At 59.5% G+C, this 22,098-nt stretch carries 11 protein-coding genes; 3 read left to right on the top strand and 8 right to left on the bottom strand.

From position 1 onward, the window contains the following. Window positions 1–1,371 precede the first annotated feature (1,371 nt). From AC3I0A_RS15460 to glgB, 3 genes are all read left to right on the top strand, one after another. Window positions 1,372–3,369 carry an alpha-1,4-glucan--maltose-1-phosphate maltosyltransferase gene (locus tag AC3I0A_RS15460; protein ID WP_489372836.1) on the top strand — a complete coding sequence of 666 codons (1,998 nt, stop codon included), beginning with the start codon at window positions 1,372–1,374 and terminating at the stop codon, window positions 3,367–3,369. A 204-nt stretch (window positions 3,370–3,573) separates the two neighbouring features. Continuing rightward, on the top strand, window positions 3,574–6,921 hold the full coding sequence (treS, locus tag AC3I0A_RS15455; protein WP_489372835.1) for a maltose alpha-D-glucosyltransferase: 3,348 nt from the start codon (window positions 3,574–3,576) through the stop codon (window positions 6,919–6,921). Window positions 6,922–6,923: 2 nt separating this feature from the next. Then, a complete protein-coding gene (gene glgB, locus AC3I0A_RS15450; protein WP_489372833.1) occupies window positions 6,924–9,155 on the top strand; it encodes a 1,4-alpha-glucan branching protein GlgB in 2,232 nt (743 codons plus the stop codon). 167 nt (window positions 9,156–9,322) lie between these two features. Here the strand turns inward: glgB and AC3I0A_RS15445 are convergent, their stop codons facing one another. The 8 genes from AC3I0A_RS15445 to treZ form a co-directional block, all read right to left on the bottom strand. Further along, a complete protein-coding gene (locus AC3I0A_RS15445) occupies window positions 9,323–10,387 on the bottom strand; it encodes an autotransporter domain-containing protein (protein ID WP_489372831.1) in 1,065 nt (354 codons plus the stop codon). Between the two features lie 379 nt (window positions 10,388–10,766). Then, window positions 10,767–11,528 (bottom strand): endonuclease/exonuclease/phosphatase family protein, encoded by a 762-nt coding sequence (locus AC3I0A_RS15440; RefSeq protein WP_489378510.1) that lies wholly within the window; start codon window positions 11,526–11,528, stop codon window positions 10,767–10,769. A 152-nt stretch (window positions 11,529–11,680) separates the two neighbouring features. Beyond that, window positions 11,681–12,439, bottom strand: a complete 759-nt coding sequence (locus AC3I0A_RS15435; RefSeq protein WP_489372830.1) for a PIG-L deacetylase family protein — start codon at window positions 12,437–12,439, stop codon at window positions 11,681–11,683. 210 nt (window positions 12,440–12,649) lie between these two features. Continuing rightward, window positions 12,650–14,809, bottom strand: coding sequence for a glycogen debranching protein GlgX (gene glgX / locus AC3I0A_RS15430; RefSeq protein WP_489372828.1), 2,160 nt, complete (start codon window positions 14,807–14,809; stop codon window positions 12,650–12,652). A 288-nt stretch (window positions 14,810–15,097) separates the two neighbouring features. Beyond that, on the bottom strand, window positions 15,098–15,400 hold the full coding sequence (locus tag AC3I0A_RS15425; protein ID WP_489372827.1) for a DUF2934 domain-containing protein: 303 nt from the start codon (window positions 15,398–15,400) through the stop codon (window positions 15,098–15,100). A 21-nt stretch (window positions 15,401–15,421) separates the two neighbouring features. Further along, window positions 15,422–18,208, bottom strand: a complete 2,787-nt coding sequence (locus AC3I0A_RS15420; protein WP_489372825.1) for a malto-oligosyltrehalose synthase — start codon at window positions 18,206–18,208, stop codon at window positions 15,422–15,424. After that, window positions 18,205–20,286, bottom strand: a complete 2,082-nt coding sequence (malQ, locus tag AC3I0A_RS15415; protein ID WP_489372823.1) for a 4-alpha-glucanotransferase — start codon at window positions 20,284–20,286, stop codon at window positions 18,205–18,207. The genes AC3I0A_RS15420 and malQ overlap by 4 nt, the downstream gene beginning before the upstream one ends. Next, window positions 20,283–22,091 carry a malto-oligosyltrehalose trehalohydrolase gene (gene treZ, locus AC3I0A_RS15410; RefSeq protein WP_489372822.1) on the bottom strand — a complete coding sequence of 603 codons (1,809 nt, stop codon included), beginning with the start codon at window positions 22,089–22,091 and terminating at the stop codon, window positions 20,283–20,285. Before treZ ends, malQ begins: the two co-directional genes overlap by 4 nt. Window positions 22,092–22,098: the final 7 nt, after the last annotated feature.

Genomic DNA, 22,098 nt, shown 5'->3' with positions numbered 1-22,098 from the left:
CGCCCTCTCTGTTCTGGCGATTGGATTGGCGACTTTCAGCGAAGCGCCATATCCGGGAATGACGCTTTCGGTTCGACTGGTAGAGAACGGGTAACCACACGTTTGACTGCCATTTTCAGCGCCGGTACAGAACTGAGGAGGAGGGCACAACCACACTGCGGTTAACGATCGAGGCGTCAGAGTAATCGGGCTTCGAGTGGAAAGAGGGCCTGTTAAATCTCTAGCGCAAATTGCATTAGTCGGTTTTAAAGATTTTAGGCAAAAAAATGCCGTAACTGATAAATAAGTCATCTGCAGTCCCTTCCATAAGTGATGGGCGAAATCCGTGCTGCCCCTCGCTCTTCGTTCGATTATGTAAAAGGCAAATCCAAATAAAGCTAGCTGGATGAAATGTAAACGTAAACCACGCTGATGCGGCTGTATAATTACTAAGAAGTAGTTGGTATCTGGTTGTTGCAAAAAAATAGAAAAGGGTACAGGGAGAAATCATGATCCAGAAAAAAGCGCATAGGTTTTTTTAATTGTTCTTTTATGAATGATCCCGTCAGTGCAATAACTCTCAAGTGTATATTGTTTTTCATGGCTGTTAGTCCTATGGGTGGCGCCATTGCTAGTATTAGCTGTTTGCAGGATTAACTGCAAACGAGTCGATATGTGCGCGTAGGAAATGTCATTCAACTTTGAAGGAGTGGTCGTACAAAGAAATGGGAATGTTCGTGGTAGTTGATTTTTATATTCAAAAGACGAAATAGTGTGTGATGTCGTTTGAGAGTCTTTTAAAAGCTTGTTTTTGGGCGGTATTAGCCTGGAATATATCGAAGTAGCGCTGATCAAAACGTGTCTGTAGGACTAAGTAAGTCATTTCCCCTTTTCATGTACGTTTTATTTTCGAGGTGTCTTGTTTTTTTAAAAAAATGCGACGAACGGTAGCCTCAATTGACGAAAATCGACTGCTTCAAGAAGCTGACGCCTGCCGGGATCTATAACTACTCTTGCATCAAGCCTTGACCGGCGGCTCGTGGCTCGGTGGATCTCCCACGGGTGGCTGATTGTCCGGTGGAGTCGGGTCCCGCTCCGGAACAGGTGGAGGATCTGGCGTCGGGTCGTGTCGATGTTGGGATCGGGCGTTTCAGGTGGAATGGGAATACCCATGAACATGGCCTCGTTTCTGCTTGCTGTTGATGTGAGTAAACCGGTTGACCGTCAACGGGCGGCTTGAATTCCCTGCTGGGCTACGCCGCAGGCAAATTCATCTGAACTTTCTGCCGGGGTTTTGGCTCGGAACCTAAGTGGGTTCATTCAGAGAAGACGAGCGCAGGTGAGACACGACCAGGTACCAGAGCGTCCATGGGGCGTAAGGAGAGATGCTCAATGACTGCTGGAAAACCGACAGAGCTTGAACACAACCCGCAATTGCCCTTGTCGCAGGCGCTGCTGTTACCGCGGATCGCGATAGAAAACACCATGCCGGTCATCGATGGTGGCCAGTTTCCCGTCAAGGCGGTGGTGGGCCAGCCGGTGACGGTCACCAGCAAGGTGTTCGCCGATGGCCATGACCAGTTGGCGGTCAAGATCCGCTGGCGCGGGTTGGCTGATTCGGTGTGGCAAAGCCAGGACATGACTGATCTGGGCAATAACGGCTGGCAAGGGCAGTTCACCTTGGTCAGCCAGGGTCGCTATGTGTTTTGTATCGAAGCCTGGATCGATCAGTTCGCCAGTTTTTGTTATGAGCTGAGCAAGAAACAGAAGGCCGGGGTGCCGGTCAGCCTGGAGTTACAGGAAGGGCGCAACCACGTGCAGGAGGCGGCCGAACGCAGTGATGGGGTACTGAGCGAGCAGTTGCGCGTGTTGCACCGTGATTTGTCTGGTTTGTCTGAAACCAGGCAAGTCGCGCTGTTTTTGCACGAACGTAGCGCCGGGCTGATGGCCCAGGCCGACCACCGTCCTTACCTGAGCATCAGCTCTGAGTATCCGCTGGACGTCGAACGGGAACTGGCGCAGTTCGCCAGTTGGTATGAGTTGTTTCCGCGTTCGATCACCGATGACCCGGAGCGCCATGGCACCTTCGATGATGTGCACTCGCGATTGCCGATGCTGCGCAACATGGGCTTCGATGTTTTGTACTTCCCGCCGATCCACCCGATTGGTCTGAGCTACCGCAAAGGTCCGAACAATGCCCTGACGTCCGGCCCTGACGATCCAGGCAGCCCCTACGCCATCGGCAGTGCCGAGGGCGGGCATGAGGCGATTCATTCGGAACTGGGCAGTCGCGAAGATTTCCGCCGCCTGGTGGCCGCTGCGGCTGAGCATGGGCTGGAAATCGCCCTGGATTTCGCCATTCAATGTTCCCAGGATCACCCTTGGCTCAAGGAGCATCCGGGCTGGTTCAACTGGCGCCCGGACGGCAGCATCAAATACGCCGAGAACCCGCCGAAGAAGTATCAGGACATCGTCAACGTCGACTTTTATGCGGCCGAGGCGATCCCCGGTCTTTGGCTCGCACTGCGCGATATCGTCGTCGGTTGGGTCGAGGAGGGGGTGAAGATCTTTCGGGTCGATAACCCGCACACCAAGCCCTTGCCGTTCTGGCAGTGGATGATCGCCGATATACGGGCGGTGTACCCCGAAGTGATCTTTCTCGCCGAGGCCTTTACCACGCCGGCGATGATGGCGCGCCTCGGCAAGGTCGGGTATTCCCAGAGCTACACCTACTTCACCTGGCGTAACACCAAGACTGAACTGGCGACCTATTTCACCGAGCTGAACGAGTCGCCGTGGCGCGAGTGTTTCCGCCCGAACTTCTTCGTCAATACGCCGGACATCAATCCGGGCTTCCTGCATGAGTCCGGCCGCGCCGGTTTTCTCATCCGCGCCGCGCTGGCGACCATGGGCTCGGGACTCTGGGGCATGTACTCGGGCTTCGAGCTGTGTGAAGCCGCGCCGGTGCCGGGCAGGGAAGAGTACCTGGATTCGGAGAAATATCAGATCCGTCCACGGGACTTCACCGCGCCGGGCAACATCATTGCCGAGATCGCCCAGCTCAACCGCATTCGCCGACAGAACCCGGCGCTGCACAGCCATTTGGGATTTAAGGTCTACAACGCCTGGAACGACAATATTCTGTATTTCGGCAAGCGCAGCGCGGATGGCAGCAATTTCATTCTGGTGGCGATCAGCCTCGATCCGTTCAATGCACAAGAGGCGAATTTCGAACTGCCGCTGTGGGAGATGGATTTGCCCGACGATGCCGTCACTCAAGGCGAGGACTTGATGAACGGCCATCGCTGGACCTGGTATGGCAAAAACCAGTGGATGCGGATCGAACCGTGGCACCAGCCGTTCGGGATCTGGCGGATAACGGCGACGTGATGTTGTGGCGAGGGAGCTTGCTCCCGCTGGGTCGCGAAGCGGCCCCAAATGCTGCGACCTCGTTCTGTCAGGCACACCGCAACTGCCGATTTTACGACTGCTTCGCAGCCGAGCGGGAGCAAGCTCCCTCGCCACAGGTGTAAACCTCACCTCAGAGATGCTGCATCAGGCCAGTCGGAATCATGAATTCAACAGGAGTTTCCAATGGCGAAGAAACCCGGGTCAGCCGCCTTTATCAAGGATCCGCTCTGGTACAAGGATGCGGTGATCTATCAAGTCCACGTAAAGTCATTTTTCGACTCCAATAACGACGGGATCGGCGATTTTCCCGGTCTTATCGCCAAGCTCGATTACATTGCCGATCTGGGTGTGAATACCATCTGGCTGCTGCCGTTCTACCCGTCGCCGCGGCGTGACGATGGTTACGATATTGCCGAATACCGGGGAGTTCACCCCGACTACGGGACCATGGCCGACGCCAAGCGCTTTATCTCCGAGGCCCACAAACGCGGGCTGCGGGTCATCACCGAGTTGGTCATCAACCACACCTCCGACCAGCACCCGTGGTTTCAGCGGGCGCGCAAAGCCAAGCCGGGATCAAAGGCGCGGGATTTCTACGTGTGGTCCGATAACGATCAGAAGTACGACGGCACGCGGATCATCTTTCTCGACACCGAAAAATCCAACTGGACCTGGGACCCGGTAGCCGGCCAGTACTTCTGGCACCGCTTCTACTCCCATCAGCCGGACCTGAATTTCGACAACCCGCAAGTCATGAAAGCCGTGCTTTCGGTGATGCGCTACTGGCTGGACATGGGCATCGACGGCCTGCGGCTGGATGCGATTCCCTATCTGATCGAACGCGACGGCACCCACAACGAGAACCTGCCCGAGACCCATCAGGTGCTCAAGCAGATCCGTGCCGAGATCGATGCCAATTACCCGGACCGCATGCTGCTGGCCGAAGCCAACCAGTGGCCGGAAGATACTCAGTTGTATTTCGGTGATACCGACAGCAAAGGCTTGAACGGCGACGAGTGCCACATGGCCTTTCACTTCCCGCTGATGCCGCGCATGTACATGGCGCTGGCTCAGGAAGATCGCTTTCCAATCACCGATATTCTGCGCCAGACCCCGGAGATTCCCGCCAACTGCCAGTGGGCGATTTTCCTGCGTAACCACGATGAGTTGACCCTGGAAATGGTCACCGACAAAGAGCGTGATTACCTGTGGAATTACTACGCGGCCGACCGTCGGGCGCGGATCAATCTGGGGATTCGTCGGCGCCTGGCGCCATTGATGGAGCGCGATCGCCGTCGAATCGAATTGCTCAACAGCCTGTTGCTGTCGATGCCGGGTACGCCGACCCTGTATTACGGCGATGAGATCGGCATGGGCGACAACATCTATATCGGCGACCGCGACGGCGTGCGTACGCCGATGCAATGGTCGATCGACCGTAACGGTGGTTTCTCCCGTGCCGATCCGGCCAGCCTGGTGCTGCCACCGATCATGGATCCGCTCTATGGTTATCTGTCGGTGAACGTCGAGACCCAGTCTGGCGATCCGCATTCACTGTTGAACTGGAACCGGCGAATGCTGGCGGTGCGTAAACAGTCCAAGGCGTTCGGTCGCGGCACGCTGAAAATGCTTTCGCCGAGCAATCGCCGAATCCTGGCGTACACCCGTGAATACACCGGAGCCGACGGCAGGCACGAAATCATCCTCTGCGTGGCCAACGTGTCCCGCAGTGCTCAGGCCGCCGAACTGGACCTGTCGGCGTTCGCCGGCATGGTGCCGGTGGAGATGCTCGGCGGGAACGCTTTTCCGCCGATAGGCCAGCTGAATTTTCTGCTGACCCTGGCGCCATACGGTTTTTATTGGTTTGTGCTGGCGGCGGAAAATCAGATGCCGAGCTGGCATGTGGAACCGGCGAAAAGCATGCCGGACTTCACCACTCTGGTCCTGAAAAAACATCTCGAAGAATTGCTCGAAGCACCGTCACGCACCACTCTGGAGCAGACTTCGCTGCCGGCCTGGCTGCCTAAGCGACGCTGGTTCGCCAACAAGGATTCGGCAATCGAACAGGTGCATATCGCCTACGGCGTGCGCTTTGGCGATCCGCAGCATCCGGTGCTGCTCAGCGAGGTCGAGGTCACCAGTGATGGGCAGACCAGTCGCTATCAGTTGCCATTCGGTTTGCTGGCCGAGGAACAGTTCAGCTCAGCCTTGCCGCAGCAGCTTGCACTCGCTCGGGTCCGCCGCGGGCGGCAGGTTGGTTTGATCACCGATGCCTTCAGCCTCGATACCTTTGTCCATGCGGTTTTGCAGGCCATCCAGACGCAAAGCATAGTGCCATCAACCGAGGGTGAGATCCGTTTCGAACCCACCGCCGAACTGATGAAACTCGGCCTGAACCAGGATTCTGAAGTGCGTTATCTGTCGGCCGAACAGTCCAACAGTTCGGTGGTGATCGGCGGCAGTCTGGTGCTCAAACTGATCCGCAAGATCAGCGTCGGTGTTCATCCGGAGCTGGAGATGAGCGCTTACCTGACCGCGGCCGGCTTCGCCCATATCTCGCCGTTGCTCGGCTCGGTGATTCGCCGTGACGAGCAGGGGCAGGACAGCCTGCTGATGATCGCTCAGGGTTACCTGAGCAATCAGGGCGACGCCTGGGAATGGACGCAGAACAACCTTGAACGGGCGATTCGTGACGAATCGGCCCAGGCCGTTTCCGAGCAGGAACAGCATTACAACGCCTTGGGCGAATTGAAAGAGTTCGCTGGCATGCTGGGTCAGCGCCTGGGTGAAATGCATCAGGTGTTGGCCGCGCCCACGGACAACCCGGACTTCAGCTCGAAACCGAGTACGATCAAGGATTCCCAAGAGTGGGCCAGACACATCGGCACGCAACTGGAGCGCGCCTTGCAGTTGCTCAAGGAACATCAGACCGAGCTTGGAGCTGAGGATCAGGCGCTGGTCAGCCGTTTGCTGCAGCACAAGAAAGCCCTGCCGAGCCACATCCAGAATCTGGCGAAGCAGGCAGTCGGTGGCTTGCGCATGCGGGTACACGGTGACCTGCACCTGGGGCAGGTGTTGGTGATCAAAAGCGATGCCTACCTGATCGACTTCGAGGGTGAACCGGCGCGCGCCTTGCATGAACGTCGGGGCAAGCACAGTCCGTACAAGGACGTCAGCGGCGTGTTGCGTTCGTTCGACTATGCGGCGGCGATGGCGCTGAATGTGCAGAACGTCGACGGCTCGGCACAGGCCCATGCCGCGCGCAAACGTGTGACGGAGCGTTATTTGCGTGAATCGCAACAGGCCTTTGTCCGGGCATATCGCCGGGCAACAGCTAGTCTTGCTCATGCATGGCAAAACGCTGAAGGTGAAGACGCCGCGCTGGCGTTGTTCGGCCTGGAGAAAGCGGCCTATGAAGTGGTGTATGAAGCGGAAAATCGACCCACTTGGCTGCCTGTGCCATTGCACGGTTTGTACGGGTTATTGAACGGGCTTAAACCCTTTTCCGACACAGAGACCAGTGGAGAGTAGTCATGAGTTTCTCAAACAGGGAACAGGGACATTCGAGAGTGACATTGCTGCCCGGTGCAAAGGATATTGAGGCCCTGGTGCGTGCCGAGCATCGCGATCCGTTTGCGATTCTGGGCCCCCATGGCGATGGTGCCGGCGGGCAGTTTATCCGCGCGTTTTTGCCGGGTGCCCTGAGTGTTCAGGTGCTGGCCAGGGACAGCGGGGAAGAGCTTGGTAGTTTGAACGCGGCCGATGTACCGGGTTTGTTTGTCGGGCATTTTGACCGGGCCCAAGCCTACCAGTTACGGATTTACTGGGCAGGCGGCGAGCAGACCAGCGAAGACCCCTACAGCTTTGGTCCGTTGCTAGGCGAGATGGATTTGTACCTGTTCGCCGAAGGCAATCACCGTGACCTGAGCGCTTGCCTCGGCGCGCAGTTGAAGACTGTGGATGGCGTCGACGGCGTGCGCTTTGCGGTGTGGGCACCGAATGCCCGGCGGGTCTCGGTGGTCGGCGACTTCAACGTCTGGGACGGCCGTCGGCATCCCATGCGTCTGCGCCATCCCTCTGGTGTGTGGGAGTTGTTTATCCCGCGCCTGCAAGCAGGGGAGGCCTACAAGTACGAGATTCTTGGCGCGGACGGGATTCTTCCGCTCAAGTCCGACCCGATGGCACTGGCGACCCGGTTGCCGCCGGATACCGCGTCGAAAGTCGCCTCGCCACTGAGGATCGACTGGCAGGACCACGACTGGATGCAGTCCCGTGGCGAGCGCCAACGGCCGGATGCGCCGCTGTCGATCTACGAGCTGCATGCCGGCTCCTGGCAGTGCGAAATCGATGACCTCGGTGAGGTCTCGCGCCAATATAACTGGCATGAGCTGGCCGAGCGCTTGATTCCCTACGTGCAGGATCTGGGTTTCACCCATATCGAGCTGATGCCGATCATGGAGCATCCGTTCGGAGGTTCCTGGGGTTATCAGCCACTGTCGCAGTTCGCCCCAAGCGCCCGTTACGGCTCGCCGGATGATTTCGCCGCCTTCGTCAACGCTTGCCACCAGGCGAACATCGGCGTGATCCTCGATTGGGTGCCGGCGCATTTTCCGACCGATACCCATGGTTTGGCGCAGTTCGACGGTACCGCGCTGTACGAGTACGGCAACCCGCAGGAAGGCTTTCATCAGGATTGGGACACACTGATCTACAACCTGGGCCGCACTGAGGTTCACGGTTTCATGCTGGCCTCGGCGCTGCACTGGCTCAAGCATTTCCATGTCGATGGCCTGCGCGTGGATGCGGTGGCCTCGATGCTTTACCGCGACTACTCACGCAAAGCGGGCGAGTGGGTGCCCAATCGTCATGGCGGCCGCGAGAACCTGGAAGCCATCGATTTCGTTCGACACCTGAACGACGTGATCGCCCTGGAAGCGCCGGGTGCGCTGATGATTGCCGAGGAATCCACGGCCTGGCCTGGCGTGAGTCAAGGCACTCAACAGGGCGGTTTGGGGTTCGCCTACAAATGGAACATGGGCTGGATGCACGATTCGCTGCATTACATTCAGCAGGATCCGGTGTACCGCGCTCACCATCACAACGAGTTGAGCTTCGGTCTGGTGTACGCCTGGTCCGAGCGTTTCATCCTGCCGATTTCCCACGACGAAGTGGTGCACGGCAAGCATTCGCTGATCGACAAAATGCCCGGTGACCGCTGGCAGAAATTTGCCAATCTGCGGGCTTACCTGAGTTTCATGTGGACCCATCCAGGCAAAAAGCTGCTGTTCATGGGCTGTGAGTTCGGCCAATGGCGGGAGTGGAATCACGATCAGCAGCTGGATTGGTATCTGTTGCAGTACCCGGAGCACAGGGGCGTGCAGAAACTGGTGGGTGACCTCAATCGGTTGTATCGAGAAGAACCGGCGCTGCACGATCAGGACGATGCACCGCAAGGGTTCCAGTGGCTGATTGGTGATGATGCAATCAACAGCGTCTATGCCTGGCTGCGCTGGAGCAAGGACGGGCGTCCGGTGCTGGTGGTGGCCAACTTCACACCGGTGCCGCGTCAGGCCTACCGGGTCGGCGTGCCCTTTGCCGGGCGCTGGGCCGAGGCGATCAACAGCGATGCCGATACCTATGCCGGTTCCAACTATGGCAACGGCGGTGGGGTCTTTACCGAGGACGAGCCCAGCCATGGCCAGGCGTTGTCACTGGTGCTGAACCTGCCGCCGTTGGCGGTGCTGATCTTGCGGCCGGAGGGTTGATCCGGATTTATCGACCGCGTCACGGCCATCGCGAGCAAGCTCGCTCCCACATTAGATCTGCGTCGTAGCACGATTTTGTGAATGACACAGGTCCAGTGTGGGAGCGAGCTTGCTCGCGATGACGGCGGCTCAGACACTAAACATGTCACTGCCCAACACCCACATCTTCACCAACGCATCCGCACACCCAGACTGCCGATCAAGCCATTGAGGTCGTTATCGTCGACGTCGCTGCTGAAATCGGCGCTCACATACAGGCTCACAGTGGGCGAGACTCTGGCCACCAGACCGAGACCCAGTTCAACGGTGGAGGAGTTGCGGCCACTGCTGATCTTGTCGACCTGGCCGAGGGTCAGCGTGTCACCGCTGTTTACCCTGTGCCACACGTTGGTCCGCACATAGGGTTCGACCGGCAGCCCGCGAATTTCATAGTTACCTTTCAAACGCGCACCGACCCGGCCACTCCAGGAGGTCAAATCGCTGGACGACGCGTTGCCGCTTCCGGCATTCGGGGTGTCCAGGGTAATCCGTTGGTTGATCAACTGCGCCTGGGGTTCGACTACCCAGTTTTCGCTGATGCCGATGGGAAATCCGCCTTCGACCGACAGTGTCACCGCACTACCTTCGGTCGCTTGCCGCGTGCCCTGATCGGTGCGGCTATAACCATTGACCCGGCCGCCGCTCGCGGTCAAATCCACATGCCAGCCCTGCGCGCCCGTCAGGCTCCAGTAGGCGCCTAGACTTGAGCCTTGCAGGTTGAGGCTGTCATTACGCGGATCGGCCATGGCCCGGGTGGTCAGAATGCCGTTGCTGTTGCCCTGGATCTGGCTCTGACCGCCCAGCAGGCCGACACGCTGAGTGGTTCCGCTGCCATTTTGCAAGGTGTAGAGAGCTGGCCCTTTCGACAGGCTGTCGGAGCCGGAAAACTGTGATGCAAGGTAGTCGGTTTCAGCCTGTCTGGAGGCTCGGCCATACACGCGCTCCCAGGCTGAGGGCGCTGCTTCACTGATGGTCTGCGGGCTAGTCTCGAAGCGGGTGTTTGCAGTGAAACTGCCGGTGAGTGTCGAATCAGACGTTGGCAAGGTAAACGCCGGAACATCCTGACGATACCAGGGTATCGATTCATCCTCGGTGGAGGCTGCCTGAACCTCCATGGAAGAACACAGCAGAAGTGAAGTCGAAACGGTGCAAAGGGTAATTTTGATCTCTTGTGGGGTGATGGGGTTTTTCATGGAGGTCTACCTTGCAATCGCATGCTCTGTCTCGCTATGGCGTCTCTCCTACCCCGAATGAGGGGCGACCGAATTCAATGAGGCAAAGCTCGGCGACCCGCTTGCGCAGGCGTTTCGAGCCTTGTCCCTGGTAGTATTTCCGGGGGTAGTAAGGTGTAGCTAAGAAGACCCCCGACACCGCGTCAAGAAATTGGCCGATGGGCGGTAGGGTTAATTTAGAGGCGTCAAATATTTGAAATTAAAGGATTCTATAAGTTCTTGTTTGTACGAAACATCATCGAAAAGTACCGGGCTAGAGGCTTTCGTTAGGTTGCTATGCGATTGCCGGCTCATCCGGATACCCGGGTTGCCGACGATGATTCCCCGGCTCGGTTTTTGACTAAATCAGCCGCACTTCAACCGCCAATGGCAGGTGATCGGAGAGATGCGTCCACGGCTTGTGACTGAGAATCCTTGGTTCGTGGCTGCTGGCGTTGCGCAGGTAGATACGGTCCAGGCGCAGCAGCGGGAAGCGCGCCGGGTAGGTTCTCGCCGGGCGCCCCTGATGGCGTTCAAAGGCTTCATGCAAGTAGTCGCGCCGGGCGAGGGTGGCGTTGCCGTGCAGCTGCCAATCGTTGAAGTCGCCAGCGATGATGACCGGCGCATCGTCGGGCAGCGATTCGAGCAGTTGGCAGAGCAGGGCCAGCTGCAGCTGACGATGGCTTTCCAGCAGACTCAAATGCACGCAGATCGCATGCACTTCGGCATGCCCCGGGACTTCCAGCACGCAATGCAGCAGTCCGCGGCGTTCGGGGCCGGTGATGGAAACGTCGAGATTGCGGTGTTGGCGGATCGGGTATTTCGACAGCAGCGCGTTGCCGTGATGGCCGTCCGGATAGACGGCGTTGCGTCCATAGGCGAAGTCACTCCACATGCTGTCAGCGAGAAATTCGTACTGTGACTGCTGCGGCCAGTTGTAGTAGCGCGAGGCGTGGCGGTCGTGCTCGCCCAGCACCTCTTGCAAAAACACCAGGTCTGCCGAGGTGCTGCGAACGGCTTCGCGCAGTTCCGGAAGGATGAAACGCCGGTTGAGGGCGGTGAAGCCCTTGTGGGTGTTGACCGTCAGAACCCTCAAGCGATGAATCGCCGGCAAGCTGTTCATGGGGGCTGAGCGGACGGGGCGGCTGTTTGAATCGATGGTCACGGTCACTCCTCTGAATCAAGGCTGATTACCTATGCGACTGATGCTTTGCCCGGCAGTTCAGAGTTTTTCAGGTCAGAGTTTTCAGGCGCATTGATCCGTCCTGGTGTCGATTACACAAACACGATCTCGTATGGCAGGCGCATGCGCTCCAGAATGACCCGCGGCAGCAACGGCGCGATGCCGATGGCGGGCTCGCCGTCCAGTTGACTGGCATAGGCATGGGTCGCGTGGCTTTTACGGGCCACTGTCCAGGTGTCCAGGCGAACCTTGCGGGCCCGTTGCCAGGGAATCTGGCCTTGCTCGCGTGCCGACCAGTGCCAGGCCCAGACCGGTACTTCATGAAAGTGCGCAGCGACCATCTCGGCGGCCCTGGCGCTGGCCCTGCCGACGGTGTCATGGTCGACATCGCCATCTTCACGCCAGGTGCTGAAGACCACATCGCCGGGGCGCAAATAGCGCGCAATGAACTGGGTCAGCTGGTGCTCGGATTCGGCCAGCGCGTTGTCGGTGAAGCCGCCGCGGATCCACTTCAGGCTGTGCATCGGCAGGCCCAGTCGCCGCAGGGCTTCGACGCTTTCCTGGGGGCGGAATACGCTCAGGCGCTTGGCCGACCACAGGTTCGAACCTGGATGGCAGGCACTGCCGTCGGTGATCGAGATCAGTTGCAAGGGATGGCCCAGACTGGCCAATAACTGCAGCAGACCGCCGCAGATCACCACCTCGTCGCCGGGATGAGGGGCGATCACCACCGCGCGAGCTCCTGGCGGGACCAATGTGCTGGTATTGATGACCGGGATATTGTCCAGCTGCCGGGCACTGTTCCAGATCTGTGCAGGGAGATTTTTGTCGGGGAGGGAGACAGACTTCATCGGTATCACATCCTTGTCATGGTCTTGCCGCCAGTCTTTACGATGGCTCGGCACGCCAGTGATGACGTGTTGATAGAGGTTTGCAGGCTCTCCAACCCTGGATTGCCGCGAACTGAGTATTGACCATACTCCGGATTACGTCGCCCTTGTATGAAAAACCGGCTGCAGTTTTTTTACATCGCCAGGATCAACTTCTTCATAACGACCCTTTCAATCCTCTTCTTCATGTTGCAACTCGAACAACAACAGCGAGCGTCCGGTCACTGAATATTCATAGTTGAAGTCGAAGCGCTCCTGACCCCGAACCGAGGGTTGGTTGGTGTCTATCATGCAGGTCCAGAAACCGCCGTCAGGCACTTCCGGGAGCAGGAAATTGACAATGTCATGATAGGCGTTGACCACCAGCAACAGCGTCGCATCTGCCCCGGGGCGGCGGATGCCGGTCTCTTGGGCGCGGCCGTCGAGCAACATGCCCAGGCAGCGGCCGTGGCTGTCTTCCCATTGTTCGATGGTCATCTCACTGCCGTCCGGCGCCAGCCAGGTGACGTCCTTGACGCCGATGTCCTCGTTGTAATTACCCACCAGAAAGCGCCCGCGACGCAGAATCGGATAGGCCAGCCGCAGCTTGATCAGGCGTTTGACGAACTTGAGCAACGACCTGCCGTCGTCGTCCAGCTCCCAATTGATCCAGCCGATTTCGCTGTCCTGGCAGTAGGCGTTGTTGTTGCCGTGCTGGGTGCGGGCGAACTCGTCGCCGGCCACGAGCATCGGCGTGCCCTGGGCCAGCAGTAAGGTGGCAAATAAGTTGCGCATCTGGCGTGCGCGCAGGGCGTTGATTTCGGGGTCGTCGGTCGGGCCTTCGACGCCGTGATTCCAGGACAGGTTGTTGTCGCTGCCATCCTGATTGTTCTCGTCGTTGGCCTCGTTGTGTTTGTCGTTGTACGACACCAGGTCGTGCAAGGTGAAACCGTCGTGGGCGGTGATGAAGTTGAGTGACGAATAAGGCCTGCGACCACGCTGATTGAACATCTCGCCGGAGGCTGTCATCCGCCCGGCGAAATCGGCGAGCTGACCGTCGTCGCCTTTCCAGAAGGCGCGCACAGTGTCACGAAACTTGTCGTTCCACTCGACCCAGCCCGGCGGGAAACCACCGACCTGATAACCACCAGGACCGATGTCCCAGGGCTCGGCGATCATTTTCACCTGACGCAGGATCGGGTCCTGGCGGCAGGCCACGAGGAAGCTGTGGCGCTCGTCGAAGCCGTCGTGATACCGGCCAAGAATGGTCGCCAGGTCGAAACGGAAGCCGTCCACGTGCATTTCCGTGGCCCAGTAGCGCAGTGAGTCGGTGACCATCTGCAGCACGCAGGGATGACTCAGGTCCAGGGTGTTGCCGGTCCCGGAATCATTGATGTAGAAGCGTTTGTCGTCCGGCATCAAACGGTAGTAAGAGGCGTTGTCGATGCCGCGCATGGACAGCGTCGGGCCTTGCTCGTTGCCTTCGGCCGTGTGGTTGTAGACCACGTCGAGAATCACTTCCAGATTGGCTTCGTGCAGGTGCGCGACCATCTCCTTGAACTCGGCAATCTTGCCGCTGGCCAGGTAACGCGGGTCCGGGGCGAAGAAGGCGATACTGTTGTAGCCCCAGTAGTTGGTCATGCCCTTATGCAGCAGATGCTGATCATTGACGAAGGCGTGAATCGGCAGCAGCTCGACCGATGACACGCCGAGTTTGCGGATATGCTCCATGACATCGTCGACCATCAACCCGGCGAACGTGCCGCGCAGGTTCTCGGGGACGGAGGGGTGAGTCATGGTCATGCCGCGCACGTGAGTCTCATAAATGATCGTCCGGTCCCACGGCACACTGACCCGATGATCGTGACCCCAGGTGTGCGCCGGGTCGATCACTTTGCACTTGGGCACGAACGGCGCGCTGTCACGTTCGTCGAAACTCAGGTCGGCGTCAGGGTGGCCGATGGTGTAGCCGAACAATGCCTCGGACCATTTCAACTTGCCCACCAGTTGCTTGGCGTAGGGGTCGATCAGCAACTTGTGGTGGTTGAAACGGTGACCGTTTTCCGGGTCGTAGGGGCCGTAGACCCGATAACCGTAAATCAGCCCGGGATGGGCATCGGGCAGATAGCCGTGAAAAATCTCGTCGGTGTATTCCGGCAGCTCGATGCGTTCGAGTTCTACTTCGCCGGCATCGTCGAACAGGCACAGTTCGACCTTGGTCGCGTGGGCCGAGAACAGCGCAAAATTGACCCCCAGGCCATCCCAGGTCGCGCCCAGCGGAAAGGGCAAGCCTTCACGGATGCGTGAAGGCTCGGCGTGAGGCTCGGGCGCGGCTTTTTTGGGCTTGGTCATGGAGGCTCCTGCAAAGGAATGACGTGTTCAGATAGGGCGGTTTTTCAGGGGATAGCGGCCCACCGTGGCGAACCCTGATACCGGTAATGGAGATCTATAGTCTGATAACCAATTGTGGCGAGGGAGCTTGCTCCCGCTCGGTTGCGCAGCAGCCGTAAATCCGGCTGATGTGTTCTACCTGAAAAAACGCGATTGCTGGTTTTGGGGCCGCTTCGCGACCCAGCGGGAGCAAGCTCCCTCGCCACAGGGTTTGTGTCCGGCTCTCCAGTTGCAAGAGGTTTACGCAGGTCAACTGGCCGGTGCTTTACGCGGTGCTCGCGGTTTTTTCACGGCGGCTTTTTTTTCACCCGGCGGCGCCACTACCGGTGCCGTAGCGGCGGGTTTGGCTTTGGCTTTGGGTGTCGCTTTTGGCGTGGCTTTTGGTGCGGCCTTGGTCGTACCGGTTTTGGACGGTTTGCCCGGCGTCAGGGCTTCAGCCTCTACCAGCTTGCGCGCCATCTCCCAATGGCGGGCTTCCTGGCCTTCGGGTCTACCTTCGGACTCCCAGATTTGATAGGCAAACTCACGGACGCGTTTGTCGTCGGTACTCATCGCACTGCTCCTGAACTGAACTCAAGTTTGGATAAAGAGATTGACCGGGAAGTCCCCCAGCGCGGCACTGATCATTAATTCCTTGTGGTGTGTGACTGCGCAGGCTGAAAAAAGTCCCTTCAGGTTTTGCCCGGAGGCAGTGAACGGCAGTATTACCCGGGTATCGCCCCAATCCGGCGCGTACACCAGCGGTTGCGCGCCCGTTTTCAGCAGGTTGGCGACAAGCCGGGGAACAATCACCACGGCCCGTTGACTACCGATTTCGCGCATGAAGGCCAGCACGTGTTCCGCCTGGCTTCCGAGCACTTCCAACGCTTGATAGCTGCCCCGGCGGAACAGCTCCGGGTGCTCGGCGCGTCGGGTCAGTGCCCGGGCTATCAGCGCTTGTTTAACGCGACCTTCATGCCAGTTCAGCAGCAACTCCGTCACCTCGCAAGGTGCCTTCAATGCCAGTTGCCGGGCGTTGAAATCCACGGGCCGGCGGTTGTCCGGGTCCACCAGGCTGAAATCCCAGAATTCGTTGCCCTGATAAAGATCCGGAACACCCGGTACCGTGAGCCGCAGCAAGGTTTGAGCCAAGCCATTCAAGGCGCCGGCGGGTGCGATCGCTTGTGCGGCATTGCCGATGGCCGAGCGCAACTCGAATCCTTTGGGGGATAACAGCACGCGTTCGAGAAATGCCTGAGTCGCTTGTTCATAAGCCTCGTTAGGCGCGCTCCAACTGCTCTGGAGTTTGGCTTCGCGCAGAGCTTTTTGCTGCCATTGCCAGACACGTTGAGCGTAGTTTTGCAGGGCTTGCGTATCGTCGCTGCGCAGTTCCAGCGGCCAACTGCCGAGCAGCGCCTGATAGAGGATCAGTTCATCACCCGCTGACGGCGCCAGTGGGTCGTTGCGCAGTGGTGCGGCCAACGCTCGCCAGTGCTCGACCTGTTCGGCATACCAGGTGCTGCGTTCGCTGAGCACGGCCAGCCGGGCGCGGCTGTCTTCACCGCGTTTGTGGTCATGGGTCGCCGTTGTCAGCAGGTTGTCCGGGAAGGTCTCCAGGCGCTGGCTGCATGCCTGGTGAAAGTCGGCGATGGGGGCGCTGAACCGCTCGGTGCTGAAGCCGACATCATTGCGCGACAGCAGCACGGCCGAGCGATAGAAGGCGGTGTCTTCCACGGCCTTGGCCGCCGCCGGAGACGTCAGCTGTTGAAAGCGCACACAGGCATGCTTGAGGAGCTTGCGTTGCCTGCCCATGGGTCGCTTGCGCCACGGCTCGCCGCCGAGCCAGCGTTCGAGGTAGTCGAGCACCGGCCAGTCGGCTTCGCTCAGTGTGCTACGGGCGCCGGCCATGGCGTGCTGAAAAAACACCTCGTCTTGCGCGGGTCGGCCACAGGCGCTGATGTAAGTGCGGTACACCGCAAAGTGCACGATCAGTTCCTGCAATGCCCGGCGAATGGCGCCCAGGGTCAGGTCACGGCTCATGAGGTCATCGCGGGCAATCTGCAACAGCGCCTGGGCGACACTTTCGAAATCCCCTGCAAGAGAACCGTTGAGAATCTGTTGACGGGCCAGCTGCGCCTCTTGAGTGAATCCGGCAGGGCGTTCGCTGTGGCGGCTCCACAACTCGGCAAGGGTGTCGGCGCCTTGCGGGTCATGTTGCAGCAGTGACAATTGATCCATGAACTCGTAACCAGTGCTGCCGTCCACCTGCCAGTCGCGGTGCAGTGTTTCGTCTTGACCAAGGATTTTTTCGACATAGATCGGGAAGTGCCGCGAAGGCGACAAGGCATCGACCCGCCGCCGCAGTTTGCGGCAGTAACCCCGCGGGTCGGCGAGACCGTCGATATGATCGATACGCAAACCGTCCACCAGACCATCGCGGATCAACTGGAAGATTTTTCTGTGGGTGGCCTCGAACACCACCGGCCGTTCGATCCGCAGACCGCCAAGCTCATTGATGTCGAAGAAGCGCCGCCAGTTGATATCGTCGGCCGCCGTGCGCCAACTGGCCAGGCGATAACTTTGTCGCTCCAGCAAGTTGTGCAGGCGGGCGAAGCCTTCAGGTTGGCGGGAGTCGTACAGGTTCAGGGTGTGTTCAATGGTTTGCTGGATGAGCGGTTGCCGGGCCAGTTCGACCAGTTCCTGTTGCAGCGGCAATGCCAGGGAGTGGGCGTCAGATTGGTAGTAAAGGGCGGTGAAACGATCGGCCAGGGAGGTGAGCAATTGCGCGTGTTCGGGATCAAGCTGATTGCCGTGTTTGAGCAGTTCACCGTAATCGGTGGGGCAAATCGGGAAGTGGTGCTCGTAGTGTTCGACATAAAAGGCCCCGCGTCCAGGGTCGAAACGCAGGGGGATCGTCCCGTCCTGCAACGCCACGCCATAGTCGGTGCCGAGAAATGGCAGGAGTAACTGACCTTCAAGCAAAGGGTCGGGGGAGTGCCACTGGATATCGAAGAACTCACCGTAGGGGCTGAGCCGGCCCCATTCCAGCAAGTCCAGCCACCAGGGATTGTCGGCGCGACCCACCGCCATATGGTTGGAAACGATATCGAGGATCAGGCCCATGCGCTGTTGACGCAGGGCGTCGACCAGTCGATGCAGGGCCGCTTCGCCCCCAAGCTGCGGATTGACCGTGGTCGGATCGACCACGTCATAGCCGTGCATGGAGCCGGCGCGGGCGCGCAGCAATGGCGAGGCGTAGATATGGCTGATGCCCAGGCTGGCGAAGTACGGTAGCAACGGCACCGCATCATCCAGCGTGAAACCCTGGTGGAATTGCAGGCGCACCGTCGCCCGAAGCGGGGTGGGGTGCGTGGTGCTCATTGGTCACGCTCGAATGCCTGTTGCCGTGCGCAGGCGAGGATTTCCAGGCGCCGCGCGGCATCGGGATCATCGAGCAGCGCTGCGCTGTCACTGGCGAAGCGCCGACGCCAGTTGGGATGGCCGTTACTGGGGCCGGGCAGGTTGGCCTGCTCGTCGATACCCAGGGCATCCTCCAGCGGCAGCAATACCAGTGGCGCGCGGGTGTGACCGAGGAAACGCACACTGGCGTCGAGCACTTGATCGGTCTCGTGGGTCTCTTCGCGAAAATTCTGCGGGTCCTGGCTCAAGGCCCGGCGCAATCCATCACGTTCGCGCTGTCGATGTTCCCGCCAATGGGTTTCGGCGCTAGTGTCGCTCAGCCCGAGGCGCACATTCCAATCAATATCGCGGCCATGCCACCAGCCGTTGAGCGTTGGCAGGTCATGGGTGCTGGTGGTCGCCAAGGCGTTGTCCGGCCAGTCGAGGATCGGCTTGAAGTGCGCGCCGTTATCCTGCTCGAAAAGCAGCACGCGCATGCCGAGAATCGAACGGGCGCTCAGTTTTTCTCGCAACCCCTGCGGCACGGTGCCGAGGTCTTCGCCGAGCACTATGGCCTTATGCCGGAATGATTCGAGCGTCAACAGCCGCAGCAGGTCGTCCACCGGGTAATGCAAGTAGGCGCCTTCACTCGGTGGTGCATCGAGGGGAATCACCCACAAGCGCTGCAGGCCCATTACATGGTCTATCCGCAAGCCACCGGCGTGAGCGAAGTTGGCCCGGAGCATTTCGATGAATGCGCGAAATCCGTTGCGCACCAGGCCCTCGGGAGAAAACGCCGAAATGCCCCACCCTTGACCGGTGCTGTTGAGGATGTCCGGTGGCGCACCGACTGTCAGCGCCGCGAGTAACTCGTCCTGGCGACTCCAGGCCTGACTGCCGCCGCCGTCGGCACCTACCGCCAGATCGGCGATCAGGCCGATGCCCATGCCACTGCTGCGCGCCGCCGTTTGCGCGCGCTCCAGACAGCGGGCGATCAACCATTGGCAGAAGGCGAAGAAACCGATGTGTCGGGCATTTTTCTCGGCAAATTCGGCCAATGCCGCACTGCGTGGATCGCGCCATTGATCTGGCCATTCGCGCCAGTCGAGGCTTTCGCCGCGGGCTGCGCGCTCGGCTTGAATGGCCTCGAAACGGCAATGGTTTTCCAGCGCTTCGCCACCGCAGTGACGAAAACTGCTGAAGTCCTCGTGAAGGGGATTTTCACCCTGACAAAAGCCTTCATACAACGCGTGCAGCAGGCGCTGTTTGGCGTCTGCCGCCGCGGGCCAGTCGATCAGTGCCTCTTGTTCAAGCTGATGCAGCTGCTTGGCAAGGCCCGTGGCGTCAATCGCCATGCGCAGCGCACGTTCACCGAGAATCTCGCCAGGCGAGGCGTACAGACTGTTGAGAAACAGTCGGCTGGAAGGCGAGTAGGGGCTGTAGCGCTGGGTATCGCTGCTGAACATCGCATGCAAGGGGCTGATCGCCAGGGCATCGGCACCGCGTTCGCCGGCGACCCGGGCGAGGTTCTCCAGCGCCTGGGTGTCACCGAAGCCACCATCGCCGGGACGTCGCAGGGAATACAGTTGAACGCTCAAGCCCCAGGCGCGCGCTGTCGCGCTGTCGACGGCATCACTTACGCTGTGGCAATGGCTGGGGGCTACGGCGAGGGTGAAGTGTTGGCCGGCGATGCTGACGCTTTGATAGCCGGGCGGGATCAGCCCCGGTAGTACAGCATTGGCGTCCAGTTTCAGGTTGAGGATGGCGCCGTCTTCCAGATGAATCTCGCAGGGCGTTTCAGGGGCAAAGTAGTGCGCCAGATCCAGCCCTTTACCGATATCTGCGGTCAACAGGGGCGGCAGTTTTTTGTTCTGTTGAGCCTGTTGGAGCTCGAGCAGGCTGGCAGCGATTTCCTGTGCCGTGGAGGCGGGATGACCCAGCCCGGCCAGTACCGCACGCAGTACGCCGGGAGCGACTTTTTGTGGCCGGCCGTTGGCGTCGATCCAGTCGACTGCCAGGCCCGCCCGGCTGGCGAGTAGTTCCAGTTGCGAATTGCTCATGGGCGCTCTCCAGTCAGGGGTGGCGCTGTCAGACTGACAAGCGCAGTGTACGGGGAAAGTGTGCCCTGTTGCAGAAGGCTGAATGCCTGTTGCGGGTATTCGAAAAGCTCTCGTACCTGATTCTGTAGCGTTGGACCCTGTGGTGAATGGACCACCGGTTGCGCGCTGAGGTTCAGGTCAATTCGCAACAGGCTGCCGTCGCCCAGTCGCCAGTGGGCGCTGACGGCGCCCTCGGCCAGCACTTGTGCGCCGAGTGCCTGGGCGCCGGGCAGGCGGGGAATGATTTCCCGCTGGCGGATTTCCAGCAGTTGCCGATACAGTTGCTGCGTTGCGCGCTGGGTCGCCGCATTGGCTTGAGCCAGATTCGGCCTTGATGCGTGAAAGGTTTCAGGTGCGTTGGGGTCGGGGATCTGCTCACGTTTGTGCGGATCGGCGAAAGCGCTGAAGGCGGCGAACTCATTGCGCCGCCCCTCACGAACCGCCTCGGCCAATTCACCGTGGTGGCTGGTGAAAAACAGAAAGGGCTCGCTGACGGCCGCCTCATCGCCCATGAACAATAAGGGGATCATGGGCGATAACAGCAACAGTACGGTGGCGGCCTGCAGCGCTTGTGCAGACGACAGGCGGTGCAGTCGTTCACCCAGTGCGCGGTTGCCAATCTGGTCGTGGTTCTGCAGGAACAGCACAAAAGCGCTGGGTGGCAAGTGCCCGCTGGGTTCGCCACGGGGCGTGCCGTGGCGCGTGGCATGACCCTGGTAGGCAAAGCCCTGGCTCAGGCAGCGGGCGAGTTTCTCGGTGGGCTGGTCGGCGAAGTCGGCGTAATAGGCATCGGTTTCGCCGGTCAACAGCACGTGCAAAGCGTTATGGCCGTCATCGTTCCATTGTGCGTCGAAGCCTTGCTCCAGGAGGCTGGCCTGATTGAACTCGTTTTCCAGGGTGAGCCAGACATGCCGATTCGGGTGGACCTGTTGGCGGACCCGGTGTGCCAGTTCCTGCAGGAAATCCGGGTCGTCGATGGCGTGCACCGCGTCCAGCCGCAGGCCGTCGAAACGGTATTCCTGAATCCACATCAAGGCATTGCCGATGAAGAAGTCGCGCACTTCGCGGCGGCGAAAGTCGATGGCGGCTCCCCAAGGGGTGTGCTGGTCTTCGCGGAAGAAGCCTTGGGCGTAACGATGCAGGTAGTTGCCGTCCGGGCCGAAGTGGTTGTAGACCACGTCGAGAATCACCGCCAGACCATGACCGTGGGCGCTGTCGATCAGCTGTTTGAGCTGTTCAGGTGAACCGTAGGAGGCTTGCGGGGCATAGGGGAAAACCCCGTCGTAACCCCAATTGCGCTCGCCCGGAAACTGCGCGAGAGGCATCAGTTCGATCGCGGTGATGCCCAGCGCAGCCAGGCGCGGCAAGTGCTTTTCGACTTCGCTGTAGCCACCCAGCACGCCGACGTGCAGTTCATAAATCACTGCTTCATGCCAGGGGCGGCCTTGCCAGGTGCTGTGCTGCCAGTGGTAGGCGAGCGGGTCGACCACCACGCTGTGGGAATCGACGTCGCCGGCCTGAGCCCGGGCGGCGGGGTCAGGCACTTCGAGTTCGCCATCGATGTTGTAGCGGTAACGGGTGCCGGCGGGGCAGCGGGTTTGAACCACGAACCAGCCGTCGGCTTGAGGTAGCATCGGCAACGACTGGCGGTTTTCCAGTTCGACACTCACATAAAACGCATCTGGCGCCCACAAGGCAAAGCGGGTGTGCTCTGCATCCAGCATGATTGCGCCGTGGGGCCAGGTTTCCAGAGTCCGTAAAGGCATCTATGAA

The organism is Pseudomonas sp. KH_024_B2, from assembly GCF_057839965.1.
Note: the sequence above shows the minus strand (reverse complement) of the source record. Positions and strands in the feature narration are given on the sequence as shown.